General features: G+C 53.1%; 10 protein-coding genes. All 10 read right to left on the reverse strand.

Features of this window, described 5'->3' with window-relative positions; translation table 11 throughout:
• Positions 1 to 6: 6 nt before the first annotated feature.
• A complete protein-coding gene (gene spoVE, locus EXW96_RS13095) occupies positions 7 to 1,104 on the reverse strand; it encodes a stage V sporulation protein E (protein WP_054818071.1) in 1,098 nt (365 codons plus the stop codon).
• A 110-nt stretch (positions 1,105 to 1,214) separates the two neighbouring features.
• On the reverse strand, positions 1,215 to 2,630 hold the full coding sequence (gene murD, locus EXW96_RS13100; protein WP_174350947.1) for a UDP-N-acetylmuramoyl-L-alanine--D-glutamate ligase: 1,416 nt from the start codon (positions 2,628 to 2,630) through the stop codon (positions 1,215 to 1,217).
• A 2-nt stretch (positions 2,631 to 2,632) separates the two neighbouring features.
• Entirely contained in the window at positions 2,633 to 3,538 is a 906-nt protein-coding gene (gene mraY / locus EXW96_RS13105; RefSeq protein ID WP_217437372.1) for a phospho-N-acetylmuramoyl-pentapeptide-transferase, read from the reverse strand.
• Positions 3,539 to 3,615: 77 nt separating this feature from the next.
• Entirely contained in the window at positions 3,616 to 5,130 is a 1,515-nt protein-coding gene (locus EXW96_RS13110) for a UDP-N-acetylmuramoyl-L-alanyl-D-glutamate--2,6-diaminopimelate ligase (protein WP_174350711.1), read from the reverse strand.
• Between the two features lie 249 nt (positions 5,131 to 5,379).
• On the reverse strand, positions 5,380 to 7,335 hold the full coding sequence (locus tag EXW96_RS13115; RefSeq protein WP_174350712.1) for a stage V sporulation protein D: 1,956 nt from the start codon (positions 7,333 to 7,335) through the stop codon (positions 5,380 to 5,382).
• A 196-nt stretch (positions 7,336 to 7,531) separates the two neighbouring features.
• Complete coding sequence (locus EXW96_RS13120) at positions 7,532 to 9,838, reverse strand: penicillin-binding transpeptidase domain-containing protein (protein ID WP_174350713.1); 2,307 nt, start codon at positions 9,836 to 9,838, stop codon at positions 7,532 to 7,534.
• A gap of 28 nt (positions 9,839 to 9,866) precedes the next feature.
• The gene (gene ftsL / locus EXW96_RS13125; protein WP_062407646.1) at positions 9,867 to 10,307 is read right to left on the reverse strand and encodes a cell division protein FtsL; all 441 of its coding nucleotides are present in this window, start codon (positions 10,305 to 10,307) and stop codon (positions 9,867 to 9,869) included.
• A gap of 13 nt (positions 10,308 to 10,320) precedes the next feature.
• Positions 10,321 to 11,277 (reverse strand): 16S rRNA (cytosine(1402)-N(4))-methyltransferase RsmH, encoded by a 957-nt coding sequence (rsmH, locus tag EXW96_RS13130; RefSeq protein WP_062407644.1) that lies wholly within the window; start codon positions 11,275 to 11,277, stop codon positions 10,321 to 10,323.
• A 36-nt stretch (positions 11,278 to 11,313) separates the two neighbouring features.
• Positions 11,314 to 11,751 (reverse strand): division/cell wall cluster transcriptional repressor MraZ, encoded by a 438-nt coding sequence (mraZ, locus tag EXW96_RS13135; protein WP_062407642.1) that lies wholly within the window; start codon positions 11,749 to 11,751, stop codon positions 11,314 to 11,316.
• Between the two features lie 122 nt (positions 11,752 to 11,873).
• Positions 11,874 to 12,902, reverse strand: coding sequence for a DUF4349 domain-containing protein (locus EXW96_RS13140; protein ID WP_062407640.1), 1,029 nt, complete (start codon positions 12,900 to 12,902; stop codon positions 11,874 to 11,876).
• Positions 12,903 to 12,967 lie beyond the last annotated feature (65 nt).

Here is a 12,967-nt window from a genome sequence, read left to right on the forward strand (position 1 = left end):
TCAGGATCACCTCGAAAACCGGGAAATGTTAAGCAATACACCGATCGAGGTCAGCATCAGCGTAAGTGATGAGCCTCCGGCGCTAATAAGCGGAAGCGTGATGCCCGTGACGGGGAACATGCCGATGACGACGCCGATGTTAATTATCACCTGTACGGCAATCATCCCGACGATACCGGCAGCCAGCAAGCTGCCGAACGTATCCGGAGCCGTGATAGCCGTACGCATGCCGCGCCACAAAAGCAGTATGAACAGGGCAAGTACGAACGTTCCCCCGATAAAGCCGAGCTCTTCGGCGATAATAGAGAAAATAAAGTCGGTCTGCGGCTCGGGCAGATAGCTGTACTTTTGCCGGCTCATGCCCAGTCCGAGGCCGACTAGACCGCCCGGACCGATCGCATACAGCGATTGAATCGCCTGATAGCCCGCTCCGAGCGGGTCCTGCCACGGGTCCAGAAAAGCCGTAATCCGCTTCAAACGATAAGGCGCCGCAGCGATCAAACCGACCAGGCCGAGAACCCCGACAAGACCGAGATAAGATAAATGAACAAGGCGCGCTCCCGCCGTATAAATAATCAAAAGCGAGGCTCCCACCAGCACAGCGCCGGTGCCAAGGTCCGGCTGCAGCATGATCAGGCCGAAGGCTAGTCCTACAAGCCCGAGCGGAGGAAGCAAGCCTTTGCCGAACAGCGTAATCGTGTTTTGTTTTTCGGAAAGCCAGTTGGACAAAAAAATGATCATGCCAATTTTCATAAATTCGGAGGGTTGAATCCCGAACGATCCGATGCCAAGCCAGCTGCGCGCGCCGCCGCGAACCACGCCAATGCCCGGAATAAGCACCGCTACAAGTAAAATGAAGCAAATGATAAGCACGAGTTTGGCATACTTTTTCCAGATCCAGTAATCTGTGTTCATTGTAAAAACCATGGCCATAATGCCTAAGGCCGCGAACAGCGCCTGCCTCTTCAAGTAATAGAAGGCATCGCCGAATTCCCGAAACGCCAGCACTGCGCTGGCACTGTACACCATGACCACGCCGATTCCGAGCAGGAGCAGCGTGGAGCCCAGCATCAACATGTCCGGAGCCGACCGTGCTTTAACCATAACCGCCCACACCTCTAACCTTGAGTTTGATGGGAGCGTCTGTCCTCAACAGCCTGCAGCCGCGGCATTTGCCGTCTTTTTAGGCGGCGGCAAGCTTGTTTACTCCCTCTTTACAGGTTATGCACGGTCTGCTTAAACATTCTTCCCCTTTCCTCGTAAGAAGGAAACATGTCCCAGCTGGCGCAAGCCGGGGACAGCAGCACCACATCACCCGGCTTTGCCATGGCAAAAGCGGCTCTCACCGCTTCTGCAACCGTATCCTGCAATTCCTTAGCAGTATCGACGGTTTTGATCCGGCTCATGCCTGCAAGCCGGGCCACGCGGGCGATTTTTTCCTTTGTTTCCCCCAGGACGACCAGTCCTTTCACCTCCTGCTGAAATGCGGGAAGCAGTTCCATGTAATCGGATCCCCGGTCGAGTCCGCCGGCAATCAGGATAATGTCTTGAGAGAACGACTCGATGCTTTTGATCGTTGCCGTCGGATTGGTTGCCTTGGAGTCATTGTAAAATAAAACTTCATCCTTCAGAGCCACATACTCCAGACGGTGCTCCACCCCGCGGAATTCTTTCAATACCCGGGCAATAACGTCCGTCCGCACGCCGGAAACGAGCGCCATACAGCTGGCGGCGAGCGCATTCTCCACGTTGTGCTTGCCGGGGATGCCCAGCTCCCTGACGGCAATAACGGGATGCTCCGCGCCATCATGATCGCGGTAAACGATCATGCTATCCGCGTCCTCCCCCGTGCCGAACGGAGACGACACATACATGCCGTAAGAAAGCTCCGAGCTGACCGAAAATGGAAACACCCGGGATTTGATTTCCCCGGCAGCCTTCCGGCATACGGCATCGTCCCAATTCAGCACCGCAGTGTCTTCCTCGGTTTGATTCGCAAACAGCTTCGTTTTGGAAAAAATATAATCTTCCATGGTATCGTGGTAATCCAGATGAGTTTCATATACGTTAAGCAAACAGCCGATGCGGGGCCGGAAGCTGCGAGTGCCCTTCAATTGAAAGCTGCTGAGCTCAACGACCATCCAGTTGTCTGCCTCGGCCTCCAGAGCCGCCTCCGTCAGAGCGCGGCCGATATTGCCGGCAACAATCGGCTTCAAGCCGCCGGCTTCCAGCATCAGTCCGGTCAAGGTCGTTGTGGTGGTCTTGCCGTTAGAGCCCGTAATACCAATGATGGGAGCCTTACAAATATGATGGGCTACTTCGACCTCGGTAACGACTTCGATACCAAGCGCAGCCGCCTTCTTCAATGGTTCGATCGTGTATGGGATGCCCGGATTTTTCACGATGAGCGAAATCCCCTCATGAATCAGCCCCGCCGGGTGACCCCCGCAAACAACAGAAATACCCAGAGCCTCCAACTCATCGGCTTCAGGGCATAGTTTGCGTTCCTTTTTATCATTAACCGTCACCAAAGCTCCCTTGTCGTGAAACAGCTTTGCAGCAGCGACGCCGCTGCGCGCAAGGCCCAATATGACCACCTGGCGGCCGCAATAATTCTGCGGATGCTCCATCATTACAACACCTCGTTAATATATAGTCCGACGCCTGCAAGAATCAGACCGGCCGTCCAAAAGGAGATCACCACGCGCCACTCCGACCAGCCTGCAAGCTCGAAGTGATGGTGGATCGGGCTCATTTTGAACACTCGTTTTCCCCTCGTTTTAAAGGAGACGACCTGAATGATAACCGATAGTACTTCGACGACAAATACGCCGCCGATCAAGGCCAGCAGTATTTCCCCTTTGGTCAGGATCGCTACCGCGGCGAGCCCGCCGCCTATACCGAGCGAACCGGTATCCCCCATGAACACTTTGGCCGGATGAGCGTTAAACACGAGAAAGCCCAGCACCGCGCCTACCATGGCGGCGGAGAAAATCGCAATGTTCGGCTGCGAGTTGTTTAAGGCAATCACCGCGTAGGCCCCAAAAGCAATGGCGCTGGTACCGGCCAATAGTCCGTCCAAACCATCCGTGAAATTCACCGCATTGGACGTGCCCAGCATCAGAAACACCACAAAAGGAAAATAAAGCCACCCGGCGTCAAAAGAAAAGTCGACGTAAGGAATGCGTATTTCGGTGCTGTGCCCGGACTGTACGAGCAAAAAACAAACGATGCCCGATAAAACCAGCTGCCCAAGCAGCTTTTGCCTGGCGGTAAGCCCTAACGAACGCTTAAACAATATTTTAATGTAGTCGTCCAGAAAACCGATTAATCCGTAGCCAAGCGCAGCAACCAGAAGAATGACGGTTTCGAGGTTTTTTTCCCCGAATCGAAGCACGGCAACCGCCAGCGCCAGCATAATGATGATCCCGCCCATCGTCGGCGTGCCTGCTTTTTTCAAGTGTCCCTGCGGCCCTTCCGTACGAATCTGCTGCCCGAATTTGAGCCTGCGGAGCAGCGGAATGAATAGAGGCCCCATAATGACAGCAAGTAAAAAAGCCACGCCGAGCGTGATCAACACACATATTAAAATCCACGCGTTATCCCCCCAATTGCTTAAACCCCATCGCTTCCCGATGAACGAAAGCGATTCATGATTGCTTCTTTGGCTACCTTGCGGTCGTCAAAAGGATGCTTGACGCCCATGATGTCCTGATACGTTTCGTGTCCCTTCCCCGCAATCAAGATGCAGTCGCCCGGAGCTGCGCGATCGACTGCTTTTTGAATCGCTTCTCTGCGGTCGGCAACCAGCTCGTAGCGGCCGGGGTCATACCCTGCGGTACGAAGTCCCGGAACAATGTCCTGAAGAATGCGCTCCGGGTCCTCGGTACGCGGATTGTCGGAAGTGACGAATACATAATCCGCATACTTGGCCGCCACGCCACCCATCAGGGGACGTTTGGCGCGGTCGCGGTCTCCTCCGCAGCCAAAAACGCAGTATACCTTGCCTTCGGCAAATTGACGAATCGTCGAAAGGGCGTTCTCCAGACCGTCAGGGGTATGCGCATAGTCGACAAGAACAAGAAACTCCTGTCCGGCATTCACTATCTCCATCCGGCCTTCAACCGAATCCACCCGGCCGAGGCTGTCGGCAATCCTTGCAAGCTCAATCCCCTCCGCAAGCGCGCAAGCGATGGCTGCAAGCGCATTGTATACATTAAATCGCCCGACAAGCCGCATGCTCACCTCGGCGCTTCCGCGAAACGTTGCACATTTGAACCGTGTACCTTTCGAAGAAATTTCGATCGCTTCAGCTCTCACATCCGCAGACGGATCCTCGATTCCATAAGTTATGATTTGTGCGGCAGTCAGCCTCGCATAATCCTTCGATGCAGGATCGTCCGCATTGAGCACGGCGAACCTGTTTTGGTTCGGATCATCGGAAAATTCATTGCCGAGACGGGAGAAAAGCAGTCCTTTGGCCGCCTTGTACTGTTCCATGGTATGGTGAAAGTCCAGATGATCCTGGGTTAAATTCGTGAAAATGCCCGTACGGAAACGACATCCTTTGACCCGGCCCAATTCCAGTCCGTGCGAGGAAGCTTCCATGATACAATAATCCGTTCCTTCGTTCACCATCTCACGTAAAATCCGCTGAAGCTCCACTGCTTCCTGCGTATTCGTCATCGCATTTGGAATATATCGGGAACCGATCTTGACATGAATGTTGCCCATCAGTCCGGTTCGAAACCCTTGATCGCTCAAGATTTTTTCCAGCAAGTAAGTTGTTGTTGTTTTACCGTTGGTCCCCGTGATCCCGATCAGCTTCAGCTCGCGGCTCGGATAACCGTAATAATGGTTCGCAAGCACCGCCATCGCATATCGCGCATCCTTTACGATCAACACGGGAACGCCTAGCTGCATCTCCCGCTCGGCAACCAAGGCAACAGCTCCCCGCTCAACCGCTTTCCCCGCATAATCGTGTCCGTCTACGGCAAATCCCGGGATGCAGATAAACAAATCGCCAGGGTTCACCTTGCGGGAATCCGTCTGCAATCCGGTAATATTGATGCGGTCATCGCCAACGAGGCGGCTCACCGCAAGCTGAGAAGCGAGTTCCTTCAGTTGCATCAAGCGTCCTCCTCCGTTTATGCACATGGTATCTATTATGGACAAAAAAATGTGCCGTGAAAAGCCCCTTTTGAAAAAAGGCACGGGGGACGGCGAACTTTTGTTCAAGGCGTATGAAAGCGGCCGGACATAACAGACTCCAAGGCTGTTAAATCGACCTTACGTACAGACCGGGCGAGCGGATCGGACGCTCAAGTCTTCTCCACTCGCAGATTCAGCATCTCCCAAGCCGGTTCTGCCGGGGCAGCGCTATTGAACTTGCGGTCTGGCCCCTCCATCGGGCACCGGCTGCGTATCCGACAAATAGATCCGGATCGTAGAGCCTTGTTCGATCCTAGTACCGGGCTTCGGCACTTGGTTGATCACCGTGCGGCCGACGCCGGATTTGGCAAGTTGGAAATTCATATTGAGATCTTCGTAGATATCAGTAAGGGTCATGCCGACCAGATTCGGCACTTCCACAATTCTTTTGTCTCCGTATACGTATTTGCGTTCCATTTGATCCTTCCGCGGCGGAATTTTCATATATTGAAGCGTATCCTGCATGATATTCTTAACCAGCGGAGCAGCAATCAAACCGCCGAATTGGATTCCCTGCGGATTATCCACGGCCGCATAAATGACGACCTTCGGATCGTCTGCAGGAGCGAATCCGATGAAGGAAACAATATGCTCACTGGAGGAATAGCGCCCATTGATGACCTTTTGTGCCGTTCCCGTTTTCCCGCCTACGCGATAACCGTCGACAAATGCATTCCGCCCCGTACCGTTGGCCACAACGCTCTCCAACGTTTCGCGCACCATCCTGGAGGTTTCCGGAGAGATCACCTGACGGATCAGTTCCGGGTTCACGGTCTCGACCACGTCGCCTGTTTCAGGCTTATACCAGGCTTTGGCAACATGCGGCTTAAACAGCCTGCCGCCGTTAATGGCTGCGGATACCGCCGAGATTTGCTGAATCGGCGTGACCGAGACGCCCTGCCCGAACGAGGTCGTCGCAAGCTCCACAGGGCCGACACGTGAAGGCTTAAACAAAATGCCATTCTCTTCGCCGCCAAGATCGATACCGGTTTTTTTACCGAAGCCGAAATTGTAGATATAATCAAACAGCTTCTCCTTGCCCAGCCGCTGCCCCATGACCACAAAGCCGGGGTTGCAGGAGTTTTCGACCACTTGAAGGAAGGTCTCGCTTCCATGTCCGCCCCGCTTCCAGCAGCGAAGCCTTGCCCCGGCGACCTCAATCGCGCCGGGATCGTGAAACCCTTCGGTCAGGCTTATTTTTTTCTCCTCCAGGGCAGCTGCCAAAGTGATAATCTTAAACGTCGACCCCGGTTCGTAAGTCATCCAGATCGGAAGATTCCGGTTGTAATTCTCCACCGGATAATTTTTATAATTGCCGGGCTCAAAGCCGGGTCTCGAACCCATGGCCAAAATTTCTCCATTGTTCGGATCCATCGCAATGGCAATGACATGATTCGGCTGGTACTTCACCATGGCTTGATCGAGCTCCCGCTCCATGATGGATTGGATATGGCTGTCGATCGTAAGCTGCAGGTTCATACCGGCCAGCGGCTCTTTGTACTCATCCGTCGACCCCGGCATCAGCTTGCCGGCCGCATCGGACAAATACGATATGCTTCCGTCGATCCCTGTCAATCTGTTGTCATATTTCAATTCTATGCCTGTCAAGCCTTGATTATAATCGCCCGTAAATCCAAGCACATGGGCAGCCAGGCCGCCGAAAGGATAGTACCTCTTGTTGTCCTCGGTCACCCAGATGCCGGGAAGCTGCAAATCGCGAATCTCATCCGCTTTTTCTATCGTAATCTTTCGTCCGCCCGGCTTAATGTATACACTGGCTTTCCGGACTGTAATTTGTTTGTATACCGTTTCCTCGCTGATTTGAAGAACCGCGGCCAGTTTGGCGGCCGTTGCTTTCGGATCTTTAATTTGCGCCGGTACGGCAACAACGGTCGGTGAACTGACGTTGTAAGCCAGGCGATCCCCGTTGCGGTCTAGAATCTCTCCCCGTTTGGCCGTCACCTTGATATCCCTTCTCCAGGAATCCTCCGCTTTGTCCGACAGCTCCGGACCTACCCAAATCTGCACATACGCGAGCCGCACCACCAGCGCCAAGAAAAGAAACGTGCCGACGATCAGTGCGGCGAATAGACGTCGACGAACCGTTACGTTCGATGCCCTCATGCCCGTTTTTTCCCCCTCCCGAAATGCTGCAGCCGTTACGGCGTTACAGCCGCCGTCAGCTGTCAACAGTGCTACAACCTTTACAACGCTTCTTCCACGTTGTCCGTTGTAAACAAAAATCGTTTCATAATCATCCCTATTCAGGACAACCAGGGGTTAGAACAAGCTGTCGCGGCGGTGCGGCATGATATGCGGATTAATTGCCGTGGGGGGCCGAGGGTGCGGACTCCTCTTTATTTTCTTTATTTTCGGCACCATTCTCAGCGCCGTCATGGTTCGGGTTGGTTTGCGGTTTCTCCGATTCGGCATTCTCCTCCGTCTCACCGTAAGGATGGAGCCGCAGGTGCAGCACCCGGTCTTCCCCGGTGCCCTCCAACGTCTGGCTCGTTACATATCCTTCTCCCTCGGATTGACATCGCAGCTTGAGGAAGGAGCAGAGTCCGATCGCATCGCGAAGCGATTTGCCGGTCATGTCCGGTACCGGAACATCTTTCGTCTCCTGCATCATTACATACATTCGCTGCAAGCCTCCGATTTCGGTGCCAGGGGCGGGATATTGTGCAATCACGCCGGCTCCTTGGCCGATCGCCGCTACCGAAATGCCGAATTTGTCCATCGTCTTCCGGGCTTGATCAAGCGACAGGCTTGTCAAATCGGGAACAGCGGCAAGCATCTTCTGTTCCGCCGCTTGAGCGTGCTGTTGAGCCGCCGTATTCGGCGCGATGCCCATATAACGCAAGGTTTGCGAGACGATTTCCTTGAACGCCGGGGCCGCTACATCCCCTCCAAGATGGTAGTTTCCCCCCAGGTCCGGTTCGTCGACGATAATGGTAACCAGAATTTGCGGATTTTCAAGCGGTGCATACCCGGCAAACGAAATCACCCATTTGCCTTCGGCATACCCTTTCTGACCCGGAATAACCTTATTCGCCGTACCTGTCTTACCGGCTATGCGATAGCCGTCGATATAAGCTTTTCTTCCCGTACCTATCGATTGGTCGGCTACAACCTGCTCCAGATATTCACCGACCTGCTTGGCCGTGTTTTCCGAAACGACTCTGCGGATTTCCTTGGGTTCGAATTTTTTTATAATTTCTCCCGTTTCCGGGTTATAAATTTCTTTGATCAAATGGGGCCACATCAATTTGCCGCCATTGGCAATGGCCGCATAGGCCGCCGTCTGCTGTATCGCCGTAGCCGTCAGCCCTTGACCGTAAGTAGCTGTGGCAAATTCCGCCGGATAACGCATATTTACGATTCCGGCGACTTCTCCGGCAATGTCCACACCGGTCTTTGCGCCGAAACCGAACTTTTCGATATACGCCCGAAGCTTATCCTGCCCGAGCTTCTCATACCCCAGCTTGACAAATGCGACATTACTGGACCGCTTCAAGCCTTCGAGATAGGATATTTGTCCCCAGCCCGAGACGTTGTGGTCATGCAGCCTCCGACCCGGAACGGCAATCGAACCGGATTGATAGGTTTCATTCGGATTGAAAATGCCTTCCTCCACCGCTGCGGCGAGCGTGACCAGCTTGAAGGTCGATCCCGGTTCGTATTGGGAAGCTACCGCATGATTGACAAAATCGCTTTGCCGCTTTGCTTCCCAATATTTATTGGGGTTGAACGAAGGCATATTGGCCAATCCGAGAATTTCCATGGTATGGGGATCGACCGCGATCGCCGTTACGCTTTTCGGACGCCATTTTTCGTACACTTTTTGGATGGCGCTCTCCATATAAAACTGGATGTTTTTGTCCAGCGTCAGCCTCACGTTGTCTCCGTTGACGGCCGGCTGGTACTTTCTCTGGGAATGGGGCAGCTCCACGCCGTAGCGATCTTTCTCATAGCTCAGCCATCCGGATTCGCCTTTTAGATATTCATCCAGCTGGGATTCCAAACCCATGATCGGTTTGCCATCTTTATCCATGTAGCCGAGCAGATGAGCCGCCAGACCTCCGGACGGATAAAACCGTTTGCTCTCGGGCAGCAATAGAATGCCCAGGCTTTTTTTCGTATTCAGCTTCTGTTGAAGCTCCTTCTCGAGCGCTTTGATTTTATCGGCAATCTCCGCATCGATCTTCCAGCCTTCATTCCGAATTTCCACTTGGGTATAATAGGAACCGTCATCTCTCTTCTGATTGATCCGGGTACGGATTTTATCCGCAAGCGCCGCCAAAGCGCCGGAATCATCCGAATTGCCCAAAATTTCAGATAGTCCCTGAACGATTTCGTTCTCGATGCCCTTATCATGAATGATTTTCGGATTCAGCGCCAGCGTATAGGCGGGCGAATCCTCCGCAAGCACTTTATCATTGCGGTCCAAAATCGTGCCACGTACCGGCCTGAGCTCCTTATCTGTCGCCCACATCATTTTTGCGTCCGACAGCAATTCCGCCCCCTGGACCACTTGAACCCAATACAATCGGGTAACCAGGACAACAAAAAGGAGGGTGAAGGCCCCTCCAATAATTAACGACCGCAACTTTACTTTTCTAGTCATCGGCTGCTCCCCCTATTCGAATAGCAGATCAGGGTTGATCCTTTGATTTGTTCGTATTTGCGGCTATACCTTGAGAAGATACGGACGATGTACCCGTTTTGGCATTGCCGGACGGCTTGACCTGGTTGTCTCCGGGAACTCCGTAACCGAGTTTTTTGGCTTCCTCTTCCAGCCTTCTCGGATCAGACAATCCATCCACCCGCTGCTTCAAAATACTGTTCTCCGCTTCCAGTCTACTGATTTTCTGTTCAATGGACTTGATGTCCGCATTCATCTCATAGATCAGTGCATATCTCCAGATAATCAATCCCGCCACCACTACGCAAATGAGGACGGTGAATAAATAAAGAAGCTTCTCCTGCAGCGGCAGCGCCTTGCTCCGGTAAACGACTTTCTTCGTTTCCCTGATCTTCACTTTGGGCTGCGTTTTTTGTTCTGTCGCTAAATTCCCATGCATGTAGGCTGGCAACGTCATCTCCCCCTTAAGAAGGTAATTTTTCAGCTATTCTCAGCTTTGCCGAACGCGCTCGCGGGTTCTCTTCAAGCTCTTTTGCGCCGGCTTCAATCGGTTTGCGGTTAATCAACTTGACAATACCTGCGGGGTTGCATACGCACAATGGAAAATCCGGCGGACATGTGCATTTCCCTACGTATTTGGCAAACGTTTGTTTGCAGATTCGATCTTCGAGCGAATGAAACGTAATGACTGCCACTCTGCCTCCCGGAGCCAGACAGCGAATCGTTTGCTCGAGCGCTTCTTCAAAGGCTCCGAGCTCGTCGTTAACGGCAATGCGCAGCGCCTGAAAGCTCCGTTTGGCCGGATGAGGCCCTGTGCGGCGCGCGGCTGCAGGGATAGCTTCCTTAATCAGCTCGACCAAGCGGCCAGTCGTTTCGATCGGCGCTTCGGCCCTCGCAGCAGCGATTTTGGCAGCGATTCTTCTGGCAAACTTCTCCTCGCCATATTCGAATAGAATGTCGGCGATTTCCTGTTCAGACCATTCATTGACAATATCTTTGGCCGTTAACGGCGATGTCCGGTCCATCCGCATATCCAGCTCGGCATCATGGTTGTAGCTAAATCCTCTGTCCGCCTCGTCAAGCTGAGGCGATGAAACGCCCAAATCAAACAGTATGCCGTCCACCTGGGGGCGGCCGTCTTTTAACGCCCGGGGGATACGTTTCAATTCCCGTTCAAGATAACGGAAATTACTCCGCACCAGCTTTACCTTGTCCGCCGCTCCGGCCAGACGCTGCCGGGCATGATCCAGCGCCGCATCATCCTGATCGAATGCGATAAGCAATCCCTCCGGACCCAATCGCGAGGCGATCTCCAAACTGTGCCCCGCACCGCCGAGCGTACAATCAACATATACGCCGTCCGGTTTGATATGCAGACCTTCCACTGCTTCGTTCTTTAGTACGGTTACGTGATGAAACATGCGCTTGATTCCTCCTGAGGCGTCCGTAAACACGAATTACAAATCAAAGTTAAAGTCGACCAATTTTTCAGCAATCTCATTAAAGGATTCCTCGGACTCCTGGAAATAGTTTTCCCAAATCGGCTTGCTCCAAATCTCCACCCGATTGGAAACGCCGATCACAACGCAATCCTTGTCCAGCTTGGCATGTTCAATCAAATTGTTCGGCAGATTTACTCTGCCCTGCTTGTCCAGCTCACACTCGGTGGCGCCGGAAAAAAAGAATCGGGTAAAGGCACGGGCATCGGACTTCATGAGCGGCAGCGATTTGAGCTTTTGCTCCAGCACCGCCCATTCCTGCATAGGGTATACAAACAAGCATTGGTCCAGGCCGCGAGTGACGATAAACGATGTTCCGAGGGCTTCACGAAATTTCGCCGGCACGATCATGCGGCCTTTCTCATCGATGGTATGTTGAAACTCCCCCATGAACACCACTCGCCACCCCCTTTTCCACCACTTTACCCCACTTCTCACCACTTTCAATATAATATTTCGCCATGTTAACAAAAAATCCTGCTCCGTCATCAGACGATCGCAGGATTTTTTTAAACCCATTATTCGTTTTTCGGTTCCTGAAGCTGATTATGTTCGGAAAGTCTGGCACGAATCTCCTCCAGCCTGGCCTTTCGCCGCCGCCTCATAAGATAAACGGGAACAATAGCCAAAGCAAGAAGAAGCAGAACAGGCAGTGCCCCTGCTACGATAACAATCACCCATTGGAACAGGAAACCAAGCATCGTTGCCGTTCCGTTCAGCGCAGCTGCCGCACGCTCCATCAGAGGGCCGCGCTCCTGTGCCTTGATCGCTTCCGCAGAACCGATCTTTTGCGTAATCCGGAGTTCGATGGTCGAATAGGCCACGTTTTGCTCCAGGTATCTCATTCTTCCCTGGATACGCTCGATCTCCTCCTGCACCTTGCCCAGCTCGTTGGAAAAAGCGACCAATTCATCTGTTTTCTCCGCCTTTTCCATAAAAGCGACCAAACGTCCTTCCATCACCTGCTTCGCCTTTAACCGGGCCGTCAAATCGACGTACTCTTCGGTGACATCCTGGCCCTGCATGTTTTTTTGCATGCTTGGGTTGATTTTCTCCAGAAGATCGAGCAACGATTGAAATCCGTTTGCAGGTACTTTAATGGTAAAAATCCCGTACTTTTCCGACGAAGACGTATTTTCGTTGAATTGAAGAATATACGCGCCCGACTGTTTGACTGCCTCCTGCACCCGGGACTCCGCTTCTTCATAATTCTCCACCTGCATAACCAAATTGGCGGTGTAAATAATCTTGCGGCTAAACGGCTCCGCCGCCAGTGCCGTTTCCGCCGCAGGGCCGCCGGCTTCCTGACCTTCCGAAGCCCTCCCGGCCGTATTGGCCTGACTGTCCGCAACCGCGCCCGGGCTTGCTTTCGCATCAGCGGCCTGGTTGTGGCCGGAAGCCGCCGACGAAGACGATGCCGCTGGATCATTCGAAGCGCTGCAGCCTGCCAGTAAAGCTGCCAAAACTGCGCTTAACGCCATCCCTCGCCATAAACGGTTCCAGCTTGTTCGAGCCGTCCTTCCCAACCATTCCTTTTCGCTTCGCATGAAAGATCCCCCTTGTTTTTTTATCTTCGTACGCTTCGCTGAAAAACCGATGGTGTTAATGATAT

It is taken from the genome of Paenibacillus sp. JMULE4, assembly GCF_013337105.1.
GTDB classification, from domain to species: domain Bacteria; phylum Bacillota; class Bacilli; order Paenibacillales; family NBRC-103111; genus Paenibacillus_G; species Paenibacillus_G naphthalenovorans.

Bases quoted from the DNA above. Each gene is read 5' to 3' on its own strand.
- EXW96_RS13110 (WP_174350711.1), bottom strand. From the start codon at position 5,130: ATGCAACTGAAGGAACTCGCTTCTCAGCTTGCGGTGAGCCGCCTCGTT.
- EXW96_RS13115 (WP_174350712.1), bottom strand. From the start codon at position 7,335: ATGAGGGCATCGAACGTAACGGTTCGTCGACGTCTATTCGCCGCACTG.
- murD (WP_174350947.1), bottom strand. From the start codon at position 2,630: ATGGAGCATCCGCAGAATTATTGCGGCCGCCAGGTGGTCATATTGGGC.
- mraY (WP_217437372.1), bottom strand. From the start codon at position 3,538: ATGGGGCCTCTATTCATTCCGCTGCTCCGCAGGCTCAAATTCGGGCAG.
- EXW96_RS13120 (WP_174350713.1), bottom strand. From the start codon at position 9,838: ATGACTAGAAAAGTAAAGTTGCGGTCGTTAATTATTGGAGGGGCCTTC.
- spoVE (WP_054818071.1), bottom strand. From the start codon at position 1,104: ATGGTTAAAGCACGGTCGGCTCCGGACATGTTGATGCTGGGCTCCACG.
- rsmH (WP_062407644.1), bottom strand. From the start codon at position 11,277: ATGTTTCATCACGTAACCGTACTAAAGAACGAAGCAGTGGAAGGTCTG.
- EXW96_RS13140 (WP_062407640.1), bottom strand. From the start codon at position 12,902: ATGCGAAGCGAAAAGGAATGGTTGGGAAGGACGGCTCGAACAAGCTGG.